Consider the following 18,028-nt stretch of genomic DNA (forward strand, 5'->3'; position numbering starts at 1 on the left):
TTTGTACGACTGATCTACCGACAAATCAACGTTCCGGTGTTATCTTATGGATACAAATATACACTTGTCATCTAACCCTGACAAGATTGCGAGGGAGCGATTTCATTGAAGACGCAAGCTTTTGATCTACAGAACGTACGAATTGATTCAGGTCCACTTCTCCATGCGATGGAGTTAAATACTGATTATTTACTCAAGCTTGAGGCAGATCGGCTTCTGTCGCGTTTTCGCGAATATGCTGGCTTAGAGCCTAAGGCTGCTCACTACGAGGGCTGGGAATCTCAGGGCATTAGCGGCCATACGTTAGGCCATTATATTTCTGGATGTGCGTTAATGTATGCCTCTACGGGAAATGAAGAGCTGCTACAACGCGTGAATTATGTAGTAGATGAATTAGAGCAATGTCAGGATGCGCATGGCAATGGCTTTATTTCCGGCATTCCTCGTGGCAAGGAGTTATTTGAGGAAGTGAAGGCAGGCGACATTCGCTCTCAGGGCTTTGACCTCAACGGAGGTTGGGTGCCACTTTACACGATGCATAAGCTGTTTGCAGGTCTTCGCGATGCTTATCGACTGGCCGGCAATCAGAAGGCGCTCGTTATTGAAACGAAGCTGGGCCTGTGGCTTGAGGATATTTTTGCAGGGCTGAGTAAAGATCAGATCCAAGAGGTGCTGCGTTGTGAGTTTGGCGGCATGAATGAAGCGCTGACGGATTTGGCAGAGGATTCCGGGGAAGAGCGTTTCCTCGCGTTAGCGGAAAGCTTTTATCATGGGGAAGTGCTTAATGATCTTGCTATAGAAAAAGATACCCTAGCTGGAAGACATGCTAATACACAGATTCCAAAAATCATCGGAGCTGCTAGACAATATGAGGTAACAGGGCAGGAGCATTATGCAGGTATTTCCCGCTTCTTCTGGGATCGGGTCGTGAATCATCATTCTTATGTGATCGGCGGCAACAGCTATAATGAGCATTTTGGTGAACCGGATAAGTTAAATGACCGATTGGGTGAAGGCTCCTGTGAGACATGCAACACGTACAACATGCTGAAGCTGACCAAGCATATGTTCCAATGGGATGCGTATGCAGCGTATGCGGATTACTACGAACGTGCGATGTATAACCACATCTTAGCCTCTCAGGAGCCGGTAGATGGCCGGGTATGTTACTTCGTATCTCTTGAGATGGGTGGACATAAATCGTTTAATTCGCAGTTCGAAAGCTTTACGTGTTGTGTAGGCTCGGGAATGGAAAGCCATTCTATGTATGGCTCGGCGATATACTTCCATAGTGCAGATGAGCTTTATGTCAATCAGTACGTACCTTCTACAGTGGCTTGGAAAGAGCAAGGCATTAGCTTGCAGCAAGAGACCAAGTTCCCGGCAGAGGGACAAGGTGTACTGCGGATCAGTGCAGCACAGCCAACGAAATTCACATTAAAGCTAAGACATCCTTACTGGGCTGAGCAAGGGATGAGTGTTAGCGTAAATGGTGAAGATGTTCAAGTAAATGTAGGCAAATCTAACTACTTTACTTTGGATAGAGAGTGGCAGGATGGAGACGTTGTCGAATACGATATTCCGATGTCGGTGAGAATCGAGACGATGCCGGATAATCCCAACCGAGTTGCCTTCCTTTACGGGCCACTTGTGCTCGCAGGTGATTTTGGGTCTATAAATGCAGAGGCCAATAGCGATCGCGCCCTTGCTTCCGTATTAATCGGAGATCGGGACACACTGACGGACAACCTCATCCAATCTAATGTGAGCAAAAATGTGTTCCGGATGAAAGGTTTAGGGTATACAGGGGATCATGAGCTTCGTCCGTTCTACCCTATGCATGATCATCGTTATTCCGTGTATTGGGATTTATTCACACCGGAAGAGTGGAAGCTGGCAGAGGCTGAATATCGCGAAGCCGTGGAGAATAACTTGCTGCTTGAGCAGTTAACTGTCGATTCGGTACAACCTGCTGAAATGCAGCCTGAACGCGATCATAATTTCACAGGTGAATTTGTAGGCTTAGGCAAAATCCACAATCGCAAGTATCGGGACAGCTGGATCAATGGCTGGTTCTCCTTCACGATGGAAGTTTTGCCGGATGAGCAAGTGGATCTGGTGGTCACGTATCTGAAGTCGAACGATACTTCGCTGGCATTCGATATTTTGGCGGATGGGGAGCAACTTGGTGTAGGCACTCTTGAGTCTGAGGAGATGAATAAGCTGGAGACGATTCGTTATGAACTCCCGCAACCGATCACGAGCGGCAAATCAGCGGTTACGATCAAGTTTGCTTCTCATGAAGGACATAAGGTTGGCCAAGTGGCCGGACTACGTATCGTTAAACGTAATTCTTGAATAAAAAGGCTTACAGAATTATAATAGGAACAATTCTTTTAATTGAGGTGAAATGGATGTCTTTCCGTACCGTTACAAGGAACTAGTTATCGGGCTGGGTGAAACGCGTACCAGCTATCAAGGGGGGAGTCTACCCTTTTGATTACAACTAACTAGAGCTTTGAACGGTGCCATAGGCAGCTGTTTTTGTAGAGCCAGGCACTTAACCTATTTAACTTAGAGAACCGTTTATTTGTGGATGGTTTTTTACAGTGGGATAGGGGTGCCTGGCTTTTTTGAATTCAATTAAAAGAGGGGATAAACGATATGTTAAAAAAGAGTCTAGCTCACCTAAAATGGTGGGTAGGTGGTTATATTTTATTGGGTTTTGCCATTCAGCTGTTAAGTAGTTTAGGTGTTGTTGTCTTTCAAAAAATATTAGATAAGGCCACGGTAATCAACAGTTTTGGTGAAATATCCACATTAATTATAGTGTATGGGGTTCTGCTGGCTGGGGTGGCGATCCTGAATTATATAGACGAATACCCGAGTGTGTTTTTATCGAACAGCATCACGGAGAGGTTAAAGATTATTGCACTGTCCAAAATATCAAAAATGGATTATCAAGCGTATCAGGATATGGGAACAGGGCAAATGATTAAGGTAATCGAAAACGGGGCAGCGGCTGGAAACAGCATTATTTTTTCTTTTTTTCTCAAAACACTACATGAGTTGTTACCTACTCTTCTATTCAGTCTAGTCTTTATCAGCTTCTATGACCTAAGGATCATGTTAGTGATTGCAGCTGGCTATGTGGTCGTCTTTCTGATAACAAATCTGTTGTTGAAATTTCTGTATGCCATGAAGGCAACCATTCTCCAAGAGCAAGAAAAGATGTCCAGATTCTCTATCCGCGGATTTATGGAATTGGTCGTCTTTAGAACCAACAAGAGATATGAGAAAGAGATCGATAAATTAAGCCAGACCGCACGCACTATCATTCATAAAAATGCTCAGCTAAAAATGATTCATGAAGCTTTTTTTGCTATATTCGAGTTATTTGTCACGATCATTAAAGTTGTTGTCCTGATTTATGGTGTGAAAAGCATTGTCGCAGGCGAGACCTCACTTGGTATTGTGGTCGCATTGTTTATGTTCATCGATAAAATTTATACCCCAATTGCCATCTTCAATGTTTTATTTGTAGATTACAGACTGAATAAAGTGACTTACAGAAGATTCGAGGAATTTATTGCTGCCCCAGAAGATAAGAACTTGGAATCCGGAGAAGCCATCACTGAGCTCCAAGGCAATATTGAGTTTAGGGAGGTGTCCTTTACTTATGGGAATGTGCAGATACTGAATAACCTGTCATTTTCGCTTACGCGAGGAACTTCTGTTGCTATTGTCGGACTAAGTGGAGGCGGGAAATCTACGCTGATTAAATTGATTGTGGGGTTATTAAAAAAGGGCGAAGGTGAACTCTTACTGGACGGTAAGGATATCGATGAGATTCGTTTGAATAGCTACTATGATCATATTTCCTATCTATCCCAAGACACGCCGATTTTCGATGCTACGATAAGAGATAATATTGTATTCGATGAGGATACTCTATCCGATGAAGAGCTATATGAGATTTTGGAAAAAGTTCATTTGCAGGAAAAAGTAAGCCATTTGCCGGATCGCTTAGATACTTTGGTGGGCGAAAAAGGTCTAAAATTATCAGGAGGCGAAAGACAGCGATTAGCCTTTGCCAGAATCATTGCCCAAAAAAGAAATATTCTAATTCTGGATGAGCCTGTGTCAGCGCTTGATAATATCACTGAGCAGAGTCTTATGGAGACGATTATGAATGAATTTAAGGACAAAACTATCATCATTGTGGCCCACAGGCTTAATTTTATAAAAGACGTTGATAAGATACTGGTAGTGGATCAAGGGTCAATTGTTGGGGAAGGGAAGTTTGATGATTTAATAGAACAGTGCGAAGCTTTTAAAGCGTTATGGAATAGAAAAATATCGTTTACAGATTATCGATAAATTGCTAGACTCTTCTAAAAAAAGAGGTGCTATCGATGGCTTTGCCAACACATATTGTAGCGGTGGGTGGAATTGCAATAAATGAAGAGGGAGATATTCTTTTAGTAAAAACACATCATGGTGGGTGGGTATTTCCTGGAGGACAAGTGGAAGTTGGAGAAAACCTAATGGATGCACTAATTCGCGAGATTAAAGAGGAAAGTGGAATAGATGTCGTTGTTTCTCAATTGATTGGCGTGTATTCGAATACAGGTATGCATAAATGGTATGACGGTGAGACGGATGTTCCTACCAAGGTCATGTTAGACTTTATCTGCAAGCCCGTGGGAGGAGAATTAAGTATTTCGGAGGAAACATCTGAAGTGATGTGGGTAGCCAAGGAGAAGGTGCTGGATCTGATTTCTGCAGCGGCTATTCGTACCCGCTATCAAGCTTATTTGGATTTCGATGGAAATACTAGGTACATGGATTATGTAACTGGAGGTGCGTTTGAAGTTAAATTGGATCGGACGGTGTAAAAAAGAAACTTTGAGGCTTTCCCGAAAGGGAAGGCCTCTTTTGTTGGGAATGAGCGATCATTCCGCTATATCGTATAAGGATTGTGACGAATCATCTCAATTAAATTCACTGCGGCTGCTGATAAGGGCTCATTTTTACGTGTACAGATCGCAATGGTGTTCTTCAGATGGATTCCTTCTACATATACTCGGCACAATTCTCCACGCTCTACATATTTGCGTACGACTAATGAAGAAACGAAGTTTGCACCATATCCGGCGATAACGGCTTTGATGGCTTCATGTAGTCCATTAAATTGCAAAGAGATGATAGGAGCGGGTGTGTTGTATGTGCGGCATAAAGATAATAATCGCTCCCGCGTTGAACTTCCTTTTTCACGCATAACAAAGGGTTCCTTCATCATTTCGGATAGAGAAACTTGCTGATTGGCATAACGATGATCGGGTGCGACTACAAACCATAACTCGTCCTGAAATAACTCCTCTGTCTGGATTGTATCTGGATAAGCCTCGGCGATTCCTCCATAAATAGCTATATCCACGTCTACATTTAACAGCTGCTTGAGGGCATCACTTGAGTTGGTAGTGGTGATCATCATCTCCACTTGTTCATATTGTTGCTTAAACTTTGCAATCCAGGTAGGAATGAGAAAGTGAGCAGGCAAATACGTTGCGGCTAGACGGATACTTCCGTTAGTGCCGTTAACATAATCTTGAGTGAATTGCTCAATTTGTTGTTCTACGGCGAACAGTCGCTTGGCGAGTAGAGTAAGCTCTTCCCCAGCATCCGTTAAAGCGATTCCTCTGCCTTGAGGTTTAAATAGGGTAAAGGACAGTTCTTTTTCGAACTTCTTAATCTGCGCAGTGATGGCAGGCTGACTTATATTTAAAATTTCTGAAGCGCGTGTCACACTGCCTGTCGATGCGATTACATGGAATAAGCGTAAGGCATGTAGGTTCATGGTTAAACTCCCATTCTCTGATTCATATATTAAATATATAAATTAGACTTAAAGATATATTATATTTATGATTATAACTGATTTACAATACAGATATAAAGATGAACTTGGAAAAATGAGATTAGGGAAAGGAGTAATGGAGAGGAGGTTTGGAACTGTAGGAGCGTAGCGATCGCCTTTGTCTCCGGATTTCAACCATGAACAAATACTAAAGGAGAAGTGATAAATATGAATCAAACGACTACTTGGGATAAAGTCGATCAGTATATTACAGAGCGCCTGATTCCACAGGACTCTGTGTTGGAAGAAGTGTTGGTCACCAATCAACAGGCAGGGCTGCCGCCCTTTGATGTTTCGCCCAGTCAGGGGAAATTCCTGAATCTACTGGTGCAAATGAAAGGTGCACGCCGGATTTTGGAGATTGGCACCTTGGGCGGGTACAGTACGATTTGGATGGCAAGAGCCCTGCCGTCTGACGGACAGATAGTTACCTTGGAGCTGGATCCCATCCATGCGCAGGTAGCTAAAGCTAATCTATCGCTTGCCGAGGTGGATCATCTGGTAGAGCTTCGTGTAGGGGATGCATTAGAGCAACTGTCTCAGATGAAACAAGAGGGCGTTGAACCCTTCGACTTTATTTTTATAGATGCCGATAAACCGAATAATCCTAACTATTTAAAGTGGGCGCTGCAATTCTCCCAGCCCGGATCGGTGATCCTTGGAGATAATGTGATTCGTGAAGGTGAGGTCATTAATGAGAATAGCGAAGACGCTCGTGTAGTAGGCGTACGGGAATTCTATGATCTGTTGGCTGAAGAGTCTAGAATTTCGGCTACTGCCATTCAGACGGTGGGAAGCAAAGGTTATGATGGATTTGTATTGGGGATTGTGAATAGCTGAGGGATTCCACAGGTCCTCTGAGCGTTACGGACCCCAGTGACGCTTTTGCTTAGAAAGAGGTTCATCTGTGTCCGATAGATGCCGGTGCCTCCTACCTGTAAATGATATCAAATCAAACAAAGGTGTCCCTAAGCCATGATGGATTTAGGAACACCTTCGTTATTTTAAAGCGCCTCTTTAATCACCTTTTTGTAATAGAAGACGGACAATATTGCAAAGATCGAATACAAAGCAGTGTATAACAGCATCACCAGAATCATCGGTGTCCAAAGCTCTGTGCCGAATAAGAACCAGCCGGATTTAACGGCGAAGTAGCTGTGAAGCAGACCTATGACTAATGGAATACCGAAGTTGAACAATTGTTTCATCTGTATACCTCTGAGCAGATCACCTTGCGTGAATCCAAGCTTTCTCAGAATGGTGTAGTTAGGTTTTTCATTTTCACTTTCATCCATTTGTTTAAAGTATAGAATACATCCGGAGGTAATCAAGAAGGTTAACCCCAGAAAAGCAACGATAAACATAATGAGTCCCATATTTTGTTTTTGACCTTTTATCGACTCTAATTGAGAGTCTTGTTTGTTATTCTCATCAAATTTTAAGGTCTTGAAAAGTTCATTTGCCTGTTCAACGCTGGCCCGGACTTTCATATCAATCCCGATATTAAGGGAGGATCCTCTTTGAAGGGCAGGATCTAAATCCTTCTTTAAGCGCTTAAAGATCGATTCGTCTACAACCGCAACCGGTAAGCCACCACCTGTGTAATACCCTGAAATGGGACTTTCGATATCTAATCTTTTATAATCCTGCGGAAAAACCTCATGTAACCCTTTGAGTTCAATCGCACCTTTATCTTTCATAGTAACAAAATTATCCAATGTACTGCTTGATTTCGTGAAATAAGCTTTATCTGGAGTTAGATCAACGTCTTCAAGTGCATTTTCACTTATGACCGCCAGGGTCATAATATTTGAAAACATATTGTCTCCGTCCGGTTTTTTAACAAGAATCTCTTCAACATCTACATCGACCTGAAGGACTTGGGTCCTTCTTTCTGTAAATACTAAATCATTTGCCGTTAGGATCTTTGTAAATTGTTCAGCCTCTTGGGCATTCGTGAATACAAAATCCGTTGGGACATATTGCTTGGAAGTTTTCTCAGCAGAGTAAAAGGAAATGTAGCTAAGGGATAATAAACCCAGCGCTAGTGCCGATACCGTTGTAATGATGGTTAATAATACGGCATTGGATTTCATGCGAAACATAATGGAGGAAAGAGATAGAACCTCTCTAATGTTCAGATAGCCGTTTTTCCGCTTACGAATGATATGAAAAATAAAACTTACCGAGCCTTTATAAAATAGATAGGTCCCAATAATGACGGATCCCAAAATAGTAATCATGGATATAGCCAATTGATTCATTGAGGTTACGTCTTCGGTAAGTAATTTAGAGGAGAGCACATAGCCCAGTAGGATTAGGCCAATTCCGACAATCCCTATGATCATTTCAAAGAAGGATAACTTTTTCACTGTACCTTCTGTTGTTGAGGTCACCCGGAACAAGGATAAAATACTTTGTCTTTTAATAAATCCATAATTCATCAGCATGATCAAAAGATAAATCACACAGAATACGATCAACGTCTGAATCAAAGCTTCGATAGAGAAATGAAGGGAGGCTATAGCATCGACCCCCATTATCTTAAATAAGATCATGAGGATTAATTTTGAGATAGAAAAGCCAACCAATATCCCCAGGACCAAGGAACCGAAATACAGAATAAAGTTCTCTGCCGAAAGAATGCGGAAGATTTTATTTTTGGTCATTCCAATTAACTGAAATAAGCCAATTTCTTTACCGCGTCGTTTGATGAAGATCGTATTAGCATATAACAGGAAAATAGAGACAATTACGACTAGTAAAATCGAGGCAGCCATGATTGCTGCGCCCCCTTTGATAGAGCTTTCCAGCTCATCCATCGAGGGATCATATTGCAAGGTGACAAAGGCGAAATATAAGGCCACACTAAAAACTAGCGCAAACACGTATAGGTAGTAATTTCGAATGTTTTTTCGCAGATTTCGAATCATTAATACATTAATGCTCATTCTGCACACCGCCTAATACACCCTGTGTTTTTATAATGTCGTTGAAGAAAACTTGTCTTGATTGTTCTCCTTTATTTAGCTGCGTATAGATTTTTCCATCTTTTATAAAAATAACTCTACTGCAATAACTGGCAGCCACTGGATCATGTGTAACCATAACGATAGTTGCTTTTCGTTTTTGATTGAGTTCACTTAGCTTATTTAATAAATCAGAAGCGGATTTAGAATCCAGCGCCCCGGTAGGCTCATCAGCAAAAATAATACTTGGATCATGAATGAAGGCACGAGCTGCTGAGGTACGTTGTTTTTGACCGCCAGAGATTTCATTGGGGTACTTATTTTTTAATTCCAAAATCCCCAATTCCTTTGCGAGACTTTCGAATTTCTGATTGGCGGCTTTCTTGGGTGTATTGGTAATGGATAGTGGCAGCAGGATATTCTCCTTTACCGTCAGTGTGTCCAAGAGATTATATTCTTGAAAAATAAAACCTAAATGATTTTTGCGAAATTCCGCGAGCTGCTTCTCTTTCATATTGGAGATTTCATTGCCCTCAATGGTAATAGATCCGTTGCTGATTTTGTCGATCGACGAGAGTACGTTGAGTAGGGTTGTTTTACCTGAACCGGAAGGCCCCATGATGCCAACGAATTCGCCTTCTTCTATACGAATATCGAGTCCGCTTAACACGGATTGTTTGTTTAATTTATTGCCATAGCTTTTATGAATTTTAGTAGCTTCTAGAATTGCCATAATGATTCACTCCTTCGTTTCTTCTTGTATAGCCTTATTATAAAAAAGTTTATTGTTCTTATCCTGCGATTGCCCGAACAAAATATAAAAGCATGTGACATTGTTGTCACATGCTTGAGATTTTAACGAATTCATTTTTGAGTGGGAAGGTTAGAGTAAATGTTGATCCCGCTCCAAGCTTGGATTGAACTCCGATGCTGATGAGTAAGGATTGAGCTGCTTTCTGAGCTAAATATAAGCCCATGCCTGTGGCTGCATTGTCGCGATGTACAGTAGTGGAAGTAAACCCTCTATCGAAGATGCGCGGCAGGTCCTTCGGATCTATCCCGCGCCCGGAATCCTTCACCTCAAGAACGATATGTTCAGCTTGCTGGTAGCTATTCACTGTAATATCAGAAGCTTCACTATATTTTACGGCGTTGGTTAGTAGTTGTCTGAGGATAAAAGCCAGCCATTTAGCATCACTAAGCACTTCAGCAGCTTCTAAGTGCAACTCAAAGCCGATTCCCTTCTGAATACACCAAGACTGTAACGTCTTAATCTCACTAAAAATAAGCGTTTCTATATCGATTTGCTCCATATACAGATCGTTTTCAATAAAGGGTATCCGTCTTTGGTGGAGCTGCTGATCCAGCAGCAGATGAATACGCAGCCACTCATAGGTCAAGTGCCTCTTCATAACATCATCTTCTATACGTTCAATCATTAGATGCATTGCGGTCAGTGGAGTCTTCACTTCATGAATCCAGGATAACAGCTCATCCTTCTCTTGCTCCAAGTTCATTAGATTGTCTGAAGCAGTACTCTTTAACAGTTTCACTTGGTTGGTGATGCTCTCTTCGATGATTTTCTCAAAAGGACTTTCGGCAAGAGCGATACTTGTCAGATCGAGATCATCGTCCCGCTCATTCAGGCTTTTATAAAATCTGGTTTCCTTAGGATAGCGAATGACTAGGAAAATTACGAAAAAAATCATCGATAAAGAGATCAGATAGAGCACTGAAGACAGGGGGATGGTCGGGTCCATAAAGGTGATAAAGAGCATAAATAGATGTACAAAGAGAAAGAGCAGAATCCAACCGAGTCTTTCGAGCAGGTACTTTTTTATCATAGACAATCCTCTTCAATGGCTACGTACCCTTGTCCAACCTTCGTCTCAATAAACGCCCCTAATTCAAGCTCGTCCAGCTTTTTGCGCAGCCGATTTACGTTGACGGTGAGGGTGTTATCACTAATAAAGCGCTTATCGTCCCATAAGCTATTAATTAATTCCTCGCGGGTGACAATTTTATTCTTTTTCTCAATGAGTAATTTCAATATGAAAATCTCATTTTTGGTAAGCTCAATCGATCCCGTGTCGTTGGTCACTGAATTCCGCTCATAATCGACGGTAGCTCCGCACCACGTTTTGAGTTCAATGTTATCCGAATTGTAATTGTACACACGTCGGAGAATGGCTTGCACCTTGGCAATGAGTACATCGAAATGGAAGGGCTTTTGGATATAATCATCGGCTCCCAGCTGCATGGACATCACCATATCTGTCGGATGATCCCGGGAGGATAAGAAGATAATCGGCAGGTTAGAGTGAGAGCGAATCATTCTGCACCAATGAAATCCATCGAATTTGGGTAATTGGATATCAATTATCACTAAATCAGGTTTGATTTCCGTGAATTCCTGTGTAACATTGTTGAAATCTTGAATGCCATATACATCATAAGACCACTGCGTAAGCCGCTCTTTGATCTCATTAAACAGCGTTGTATCATCTTCGATTAATAAAAGCTTGAACAAATCGGTCACCACACTTTTAGTTTCGTACCTTGCGTTTAGAATACGCTTAAACGATTGAAGCCATACTTTGATTGTGCTTAGAGCATTGCAGATAACACTGTCTGATAATGCGCAAATTCCTTCGTTTCATTAAATTGAGGGCACATTTTCAAGGAGAGCAGGGCGCTTTCGATTAAGAACTCTCTTGGTTCCTTGTTGTTCATGATCTCTTCTTGGATAAAATATAACAGCTTTAGTGCATTGGACAGGTTAGGATCATCAGCGGCGAATGATTTATCTATGATTTTTTTTAAGCTCACGGTCGCAAACGATAAATCATTATTAAAAAAATCAGTGTATTCGGCTACAGGTAATAGTTTCCCTACATGATCGGGGGAGATAAGCTGGATTCCTTTTTCGCTTACATCCTCAACAATCGTCTGGATAAGAGTAGTGCAATAATTAATGATTTGTTGAGAGGTAATGACTTCATTCATGGCACTGTTAATTTGCAGCATATGTTGCAAGATGCCTGTGAAAATGATGGCTCCATCCAGTAGATAGGGCTTCTTATCTTCAGAAAATATATGCAGGAAACGTTCATGCACCCAGGTTAATAAGGTGAATTTAGTTTTTTTGATGAACGTAATTAAGTCCGGATCATTGGAGACCAGGGCATCTTCAACCAGCTGCAACAATTTATTTTTCTTATTGATTTTCATAACCAGTTGAACTTGTTTAGCGAATATATCAATGTCAGAGGGGTCCTGGCCAATGAGCAGGCCATTTCTGCCTTCTTCCAGCTGGTCATGAATAGAGGTGAATACAGCTTTAAAGAGATCCCCTTTGGAAGGGAAATAATTATAAAAAGATCCTTTGGAGATCCGGCTGTGATTCAGAATGTCCTGTATGGATGTGGCGTGGTAGCCTTTTTCAATAAATAATTCATGTGCTTTTTGAATTACTTGCTCTTTCCGTTTATTTATCATCTTAGGTGCCCCTTTAAGCTGGACTCTTTTGTGCAAAAAAAACACTTCACGTAGAATAGACTAGCTTATATTTCCACTTAATACAATTTAGTTTTTAAATGAATTCTGACTTGCCAAGCAGTAAATATAAGAGTAATATATTCTACATTGTAACATAAGTTCAAATTTGAACCGACGGTATGATTATAGAATGGAGGGTTCCAAAATGAAAACGAAAGAAAGTAAAGCGTCCTATGGGATTTTGGCAATCCTTATGATTGGTGCATTTGTTGCTTTACTAAGTAATACACTACTCAATATAGCTTTACCATCGATTATGAAGGATTTTGATGTCAGTGCCTCAACGGTACAGTGGCTATCGACGGGTTATATGCTAGTGAACGGGATCATGATTCCTTCAACGGCCTTTTTAATTCAAAAGTATACAGCGAGACGATTATTCTTAATCGCCATTGGATTATTTGCAATAGGGACCTTTATTGGAGGCTTTGCTCCAAGTTTCCCTGTATTATTGATTGCGAGAATGGTCCAAGCCTCAGGGGCCGCAATTATGATGCCATTATTAATGAATGTATTGTTTACCACATTTCCACCTGAAAAACGCGGCTCGGCCATGGGGATGTTTGGTTTGGTTATGATTTTTGCACCAGCCATTGGTCCTACACTGTCAGGATGGATTATTCAGCATTATGAATGGCCTGTGCTGTTCTTTATGATTGCACCTATCGCCGTATTGGTGTTCATTCTTGCCTTCTTCAAACTGCATGATCCTAAAAAAGATGTGGCTATTAAAATCGATATTCTATCTGTAGTTCTATCAGCGATTGGGTTCGGGGGTCTTCTATACGGCTTCAGTTCCGCTGGGAATAAAGGATGGGATGATCCAATGGTCTACTCCACCCTTATTATCGGGGTTATTGGTTTAGTGATATTCATAATGCGCCAGATGAGAATGAAGGAGCCTATGCTTAACTTCAGAGTGTACAAATATCCGATGTTCGCTTTATCCTCAGCGATTTCGATTACACTGAATATGGCGATGTTCTCAGCGATGATGTTAATGCCGATTTACCTGCAAAATATTAGAGGCATTTCACCTCTGGATTCGGGACTCCTAATGTTGCCTGGTGCATTGATTATGGGGGTTATGTCTCCAATCACAGGTAAATTGTTCGATAAATTCGGCGGCAAAGTCTTGGCGTTAATGGGTCTGGCTATCGTAGTGATCAGTACGTATTTCTTTAGTGATCTAACTGAAACAACGAAATATTCGACACTTATGATTTTGTATTCTGTGAGAATGTTCGGGATTTCAATGGTTATGATGCCTGTGATGACCAATGGTCTGAACTCCATCCCGGCTAAATATACACCGCATGGTACAGCCATGAACAGTACGATTCAGCAAGTCTCCGGAGCGATTGGCGGGGCGCTGCTTGTAACGATTATGTCTAACAGTACCACTTCACATGTCAAAGATATGGTAGCAGAAGCTGTGAGTAAATTAACGGCTAAACCTTCTGCAGAGCAATTGCTTGGTATTCAAAACCAAGTCATCGCAAAAGCAACGATCGAAGGAATTAACGATGCGTTCTTAGTGTCAGTAGGCGTAGCCATCATTGCCTTTATCCTAGCTTTCTTCATAAAAAGAGGGATACAGCCTAAGGATACAGAAACAGTCGAAGAAAAAGTGGCTGTTAAACAAGTTTCATCCGCTAGATCGATGTAATTTGCTATGCAGAAAGACGCTCACCTGTGGTGGGCGTCTTTTTTGTCTTAATTAAAAATAGAGCTCTGAGTGAGTCTTGGGCCATCCTGAATGACCGTTATGGAGTCGTTTCCACCTACATAAATTCTATTTGTGAGCGGGTTTAGCACAGTACTGCCTGATACAGAGGGGAATCTTGCGAGCCGTTTAAACGTGGTGGCGTTATAAACGGACATATGATTTTTATCGAAATTACCAACAAATAAATGATTTGTATTCGGGTTAATGGTTATGTTGGAGGAAGTAGGAAGAACCTTTGTTGTAATGATTTTGTTGTTATTTCCATTGATGACGAATAGCTTTCCTTTACCTTCAACTTGTGCACTTGAAACAAAAATACGGTTCGTCAGGGGATTTATAACGACCTCGCTTTGCAGACGTCCCAGCTGTACATTACGCAACAATTTGTTGGTTCGGCCATTGATCACAGAAAGAAACCGGCTTAAGTTATTAGCGACATAAATACGATTGGTAATTTTATTAAGTGCTGGCGCTATCACGGGGTTACTTCCGACTTTTATTGTCGCAATGATAGCCTGTGTAGTTCCGTTAATGACGGTGACGCTATCATTTGCTGTATTGGTCACATAGACACGGTTTGTAAGCTCATTGATAACGATTCTGGAAGGGCGTCCACCGATTTCAATCTTTTTGCGGACCTGATTTGTTTTCCCGTCTATGACGAATAGGGTTCCGAATGCGCTAGTTACATAAATCAGATTGGTTAGAACATTCACTCCGATATTGTCTGGGAATCGGCCTACTTTGACAGTTTTGATTACCTGGTTTGTCCGCCCGTTTATGACAGAGACATTTTCGTCACGGAAGTTAGGTACATAAATCCGGTTGGTTTGGGGGTTGATTCCGAGCTGAGACGGCAGTCTTCCTACAGGGATCCGAGCGATAATGCGATTAGTTCTGCCCTCCAATACCCCGATAGTTCCAGCCTCGGTGTCTGGGTTTACAAAGTATACTCGATTCGTGACGACATTTACTTTTATATCTCCGATCGGTCCGGCAGAGCGGACTGTAGCAATCACTTTTGGCTGCGCCATGCTTTTACCCCTTTCCAAGTAAATAGATACTTCATTATATTTAGGCTTAGGCAAAAGGGTACTTCATTTATCCTTGCAAGATATATATTAGGAGTGTAGAATGGTACTCCATTATCCAAATATTAGGTTATGTGTAAGCGTTTTATTTTTTTTGAAAAATTGAGATTGATTGGAGGTTGGGGTTGAGATGGTGAAATCAGTGTTGTCGGATATTTTATTAACACCTGATAAGACGCAGCTTCATAGTGAATTGTTAGAGGAAATTGGGCAGTATATCACGCAAGAAATTCTAAATCATCCGTTAATGAAAGAGGAGAGTCAGCGGGTAAGTATTCTCCTTGATGGATCGACCGCACTTGGTGTGGTGGATGAGCAGTCGGATGTGGATGTAATCATTATTTGTCAGGACGAGTATTATAGCAGCATTAATCATCGGTTCGAGCAAGCGGGGTTGATCCCGGAGCAAAGTAGTTTTTTTATGGATTTACGACTTCCCAGCGGCAAGTCCGGACATTACACACTGCATAAAATATCAGAAATCAAAGCGGCGTTAATGAGCGGAAGTATGGAATGGCTGTGGAATGCTTCTGTTTCTTATATCTACTATGACCGATTGGATGTAAAGTCACTTTTTGATGCCTATGTGCCCCTCCAACCTGAAGTTCTAATGAGATTTCGTAAGAATTCATACATACAGTTAAGAAGTTATGCCAAAAGCTTAGATAATCCTGTAGTGCGTGGCGATGCCTTTCCTATTTTATTTTTAGCGGTTTCTCTTTATAAAGAAGCATTACGCTGTGCCATTACTATTGAAGGTTATCCCTACCCCTACGACAAATGGCTGGTACCTGTAGCCAAACAAACGACTGTCGGACGAAAGATTACGGAGTGTGCGGGCGATTTTTGGAGTTTTATTAGAGATGATGAATCCTTTGCCCCTATGTACCAAGAGGATAATAACTTTGTCAAAATGGAAAAACGTTTCCGGAAGATACTTGTAAAGGAATTCCGCATGCGGGGGATCGATGAACCTTGGTTAGTAGAGTGGTGGAAGTTTATGGAGGAGTGAATGGAGCTATAGGGTGAGTGTAGTGGTTGAGTGGTTGGGGTGGTTGGAGAGGTGGCGGAGGGAGTGAAGTGGTTATTGTGAGGTGAAGCTATGGTGGACTGTGGTGGCTGTAGTAGCGTAGTAGCTGTGGTGGCTGGAGAGGTGGCGGAGGGAGTGAAATGGTTATTATGAGGTGAAGCTATGGTGGACTATAGTGGCTGTAGTAGCGTAGTGGCTGTAGTAGCGTAGTAGCTGTGGTGGCTAGGGTGGTGGAATGGTCGGGTGGTTGAAGTGGCTATAGTGTTTGGGTGAGTGGCTGTAGTGATTAAGTAACTTAAATGCCCCCCCTTCCTCCTCTTGATTATGGTAAGGTATATTGAAGTGAAATTTTAGTGAGAGGTGATTATATGGACGGGACAGTTTCAATATTAGGAGTTCCCTTTTCAAAACTAACACTACATGAGACAACACTTCATCTAACAAAACATATTCAATCCGGAGAACCGAAACTTTTCCATTTGATCACGGCTAACCCGGAAATTACGATAACAAGTCAATCGGACGAGTTGCTACGAACCATACTTCAAGAAGCGGATTTAATCACTCCTGACGGGATTGGCATTGTGATGGCTTCAAAAAGAAAAGGCGATCCTATTGCTGAGAGGGTAACTGGATATGAGCTGCTTCTTGAGCTTTTGGAGCAAGGAAATAGCTTGGGATGGAGTTTTTATTTCTTGGGAACAGATGAGCTTACCAGTTGTAAAGCGGTCGAAAAGATCACGGAGTTATATTCGAATGTGAAGATTGCAGGAAGACATAATGGTTTTCTTACCAAGGAAGAGGAGCCTGCCATTGTAGCAGAGATTCAGCGTGCACAGCCGGATTTTCTGATCGTTGCGATGGGGGCGCCATACTCTGACAAATGGGTATATAAGCACAAACAGGAGCTTACGCAGGTAAAAGTTGTTTTTGGCGTGGGGGGCAGCTTGGATGTAATAGCGGGAAAAGTTACTCCTGCACCAGCGCTATGGAAAAAACTCAATCTGGAGTGGTTGCATCGACTTTTGTTCGCTCCAGTTGCGAAGGGACAAAAGTCGCGATGGCGCAGACAGGCAGTTCTGCCCAAATTCGTGTTCCGAGCTATGATTAAGAAATGAAGAAAAGGCCTCGTTTATGGGGGCCTTTTTTGGTTCGGTTGGTGTGAGAGGAAGAGGAGGCAGGTGTGAGAGTAGGAAGTAAGGAGTAAGGGGAAGAGTAATAGTGGTTAGTGGGAGTGAGGTGAGGAGTAGGGGGAAGAGTAATAGTGGTTAGTGGGAGTGAGGTAAGGAGTAGGGGCAAGAGTAAGTAGTGGGATTGAGGTAAGGAGTAGGGGCAAGAGTAAGTAGTGGGATTGAGGTAAGGAGTAGGAGTAAAAGTGAGTAGTAGGATTGAGGTAAGGAGTAGGGGCAAGAGTAAGTAGTGGGATTGAGGTAAGGAGTAGGAGTAAAAGTGAGTAGTAGGATTGAGGTAAGGAGTAGGAGTAAAAGTGAGTAGTGGGATTGAGGTAGGGAGTAGGAGTAAAAGTGAGTAGTGGGATTGAGGTAAGGAGTAGGAGTAAAAGTGAGTAGTGGGAGTAAGTGTAAGAGTAGCGAGTAGAATGTAAGTGCGACTATAGTTGTGACCTTTAAACAAATTAATAATAATAAACAACACCGATTCTGGTTGATGCCATAGCCTCGTATTTAATTCAAGCTAAAAGCTAAAGGGGTACAATAAGGGGATAAATTCCCT

The 18,028-nt window shown here is 41.9% G+C and carries 14 protein-coding genes; 7 read left to right on the plus strand and 7 right to left on the minus strand.

The annotated features are described in order from the left end of the window. Positions 1-105: 105 nt before the first annotated feature. From NYE35_RS02365 to NYE35_RS02375, 3 genes are all read left to right on the plus strand, one after another. A complete protein-coding gene (locus tag NYE35_RS02365; protein WP_076297277.1) occupies positions 106-2,358 on the plus strand; it encodes a glycoside hydrolase family 127 protein in 2,253 nt (750 codons plus the stop codon). Positions 2,359-2,664: 306 nt separating this feature from the next. Continuing rightward, on the plus strand, positions 2,665-4,380 hold the full coding sequence (locus NYE35_RS02370; RefSeq protein ID WP_076297278.1) for an ABC transporter ATP-binding protein: 1,716 nt from the start codon (positions 2,665-2,667) through the stop codon (positions 4,378-4,380). A gap of 35 nt (positions 4,381-4,415) precedes the next feature. Further along, positions 4,416-4,898, plus strand: a complete 483-nt coding sequence (locus NYE35_RS02375) for an NUDIX hydrolase (protein WP_341120081.1) — start codon at positions 4,416-4,418, stop codon at positions 4,896-4,898. A gap of 65 nt (positions 4,899-4,963) precedes the next feature. On the opposite strand, the gene NYE35_RS02380 is transcribed toward NYE35_RS02375, so the two are convergent. Continuing rightward, the gene (locus NYE35_RS02380; RefSeq protein ID WP_076142320.1) at positions 4,964-5,860 is read right to left on the minus strand and encodes a LysR family transcriptional regulator; all 897 of its coding nucleotides are present in this window, start codon (positions 5,858-5,860) and stop codon (positions 4,964-4,966) included. Positions 5,861-6,088: 228 nt separating this feature from the next. Here NYE35_RS02380 and NYE35_RS02385 point away from each other — a divergent pair, with 228 nt between their 5' ends. Further along, positions 6,089-6,760 (plus strand): O-methyltransferase, encoded by a 672-nt coding sequence (locus NYE35_RS02385; RefSeq protein WP_076179680.1) that lies wholly within the window; start codon positions 6,089-6,091, stop codon positions 6,758-6,760. A gap of 164 nt (positions 6,761-6,924) precedes the next feature. Here NYE35_RS02385 and NYE35_RS02390 read toward each other — a convergent pair whose 3' ends face one another. From NYE35_RS02390 to NYE35_RS02410, 5 genes are all read right to left on the minus strand, one after another. Then, a complete protein-coding gene (locus NYE35_RS02390; RefSeq protein WP_038568418.1) occupies positions 6,925-8,871 on the minus strand; it encodes an FtsX-like permease family protein in 1,947 nt (648 codons plus the stop codon). Beyond that, positions 8,861-9,622, minus strand: coding sequence for an ABC transporter ATP-binding protein (locus NYE35_RS02395; RefSeq protein ID WP_038568421.1), 762 nt, complete (start codon positions 9,620-9,622; stop codon positions 8,861-8,863). The genes NYE35_RS02390 and NYE35_RS02395 overlap by 11 nt, the downstream gene beginning before the upstream one ends. A gap of 106 nt (positions 9,623-9,728) precedes the next feature. Continuing rightward, the gene (locus tag NYE35_RS02400) at positions 9,729-10,733 is read right to left on the minus strand and encodes a sensor histidine kinase (protein WP_341120083.1); all 1,005 of its coding nucleotides are present in this window, start codon (positions 10,731-10,733) and stop codon (positions 9,729-9,731) included. Further along, positions 10,730-11,419 carry a response regulator transcription factor gene (locus tag NYE35_RS02405; protein ID WP_036682713.1) on the minus strand — a complete coding sequence of 230 codons (690 nt, stop codon included), beginning with the start codon at positions 11,417-11,419 and terminating at the stop codon, positions 10,730-10,732. The genes NYE35_RS02400 and NYE35_RS02405 overlap by 4 nt, the downstream gene beginning before the upstream one ends. Positions 11,420-11,496: 77 nt before the next feature. After that, positions 11,497-12,387 carry a TetR/AcrR family transcriptional regulator gene (locus NYE35_RS02410; protein ID WP_235219480.1) on the minus strand — a complete coding sequence of 297 codons (891 nt, stop codon included), beginning with the start codon at positions 12,385-12,387 and terminating at the stop codon, positions 11,497-11,499. Positions 12,388-12,592: 205 nt separating this feature from the next. Between NYE35_RS02410 and NYE35_RS02415 the strand changes: the two genes are divergently transcribed. Next, on the plus strand, positions 12,593-14,116 hold the full coding sequence (locus NYE35_RS02415; protein WP_036682711.1) for a DHA2 family efflux MFS transporter permease subunit: 1,524 nt from the start codon (positions 12,593-12,595) through the stop codon (positions 14,114-14,116). 47 nt (positions 14,117-14,163) lie between these two features. Here NYE35_RS02415 and NYE35_RS02420 read toward each other — a convergent pair whose 3' ends face one another. Then, positions 14,164-15,210 carry a YncE family protein gene (locus tag NYE35_RS02420; protein WP_051491257.1) on the minus strand — a complete coding sequence of 349 codons (1,047 nt, stop codon included), beginning with the start codon at positions 15,208-15,210 and terminating at the stop codon, positions 14,164-14,166. Positions 15,211-15,397: 187 nt separating this feature from the next. Here NYE35_RS02420 and NYE35_RS02425 point away from each other — a divergent pair, with 187 nt between their 5' ends. Together NYE35_RS02425 and NYE35_RS02430 are read left to right on the plus strand one after the other, a co-directional pair. Beyond that, positions 15,398-16,279: a nucleotidyltransferase domain-containing protein gene (locus NYE35_RS02425; protein WP_038568432.1), complete on the plus strand. Its 882-nt coding sequence runs from the start codon at positions 15,398-15,400 to the stop codon at positions 16,277-16,279. Positions 16,280-16,665: 386 nt separating this feature from the next. Next, on the plus strand, positions 16,666-17,415 hold the full coding sequence (locus NYE35_RS02430) for a WecB/TagA/CpsF family glycosyltransferase (RefSeq protein ID WP_038568435.1): 750 nt from the start codon (positions 16,666-16,668) through the stop codon (positions 17,413-17,415). Positions 17,416-18,028: the final 613 nt, after the last annotated feature.

Origin of the sequence: Paenibacillus sp. FSL L8-0494, from assembly GCF_038003695.1 — a bacterium.
GTDB lineage: Bacteria > Bacillota > Bacilli > Paenibacillales > Paenibacillaceae > Paenibacillus_AQ > Paenibacillus_AQ odorifer.

What these genes read in the sequence shown, in the direction of transcription:
- NYE35_RS02430 (WP_038568435.1), top strand. Translation starts at nt 16,666, where the DNA reads ATGGACGGGACAGTTTCAATATTAGGAGTTCCCTTTTCAAAACTAACA.
- NYE35_RS02415 (WP_036682711.1), top strand. Translation starts at nt 12,593, where the DNA reads ATGAAAACGAAAGAAAGTAAAGCGTCCTATGGGATTTTGGCAATCCTT.
- NYE35_RS02420 (WP_051491257.1), bottom strand. Translation starts at nt 15,210, where the DNA reads ATGGCGCAGCCAAAAGTGATTGCTACAGTCCGCTCTGCCGGACCGATC.
- NYE35_RS02380 (WP_076142320.1), bottom strand. Translation starts at nt 5,860, where the DNA reads ATGAACCTACATGCCTTACGCTTATTCCATGTAATCGCATCGACAGGC.
- NYE35_RS02395 (WP_038568421.1), bottom strand. Translation starts at nt 9,622, where the DNA reads ATGGCAATTCTAGAAGCTACTAAAATTCATAAAAGCTATGGCAATAAA.
- NYE35_RS02400 (WP_341120083.1), bottom strand. Translation starts at nt 10,733, where the DNA reads ATGATAAAAAAGTACCTGCTCGAAAGACTCGGTTGGATTCTGCTCTTT.
- NYE35_RS02370 (WP_076297278.1), top strand. Translation starts at nt 2,665, where the DNA reads ATGTTAAAAAAGAGTCTAGCTCACCTAAAATGGTGGGTAGGTGGTTAT.
- NYE35_RS02410 (WP_235219480.1), bottom strand. Translation starts at nt 12,387, where the DNA reads ATGATAAATAAACGGAAAGAGCAAGTAATTCAAAAAGCACATGAATTA.
- NYE35_RS02385 (WP_076179680.1), top strand. Translation starts at nt 6,089, where the DNA reads ATGAATCAAACGACTACTTGGGATAAAGTCGATCAGTATATTACAGAG.
- NYE35_RS02425 (WP_038568432.1), top strand. Translation starts at nt 15,398, where the DNA reads ATGGTGAAATCAGTGTTGTCGGATATTTTATTAACACCTGATAAGACG.
- NYE35_RS02375 (WP_341120081.1), top strand. Translation starts at nt 4,416, where the DNA reads ATGGCTTTGCCAACACATATTGTAGCGGTGGGTGGAATTGCAATAAAT.
- NYE35_RS02390 (WP_038568418.1), bottom strand. Translation starts at nt 8,871, where the DNA reads ATGAGCATTAATGTATTAATGATTCGAAATCTGCGAAAAAACATTCGA.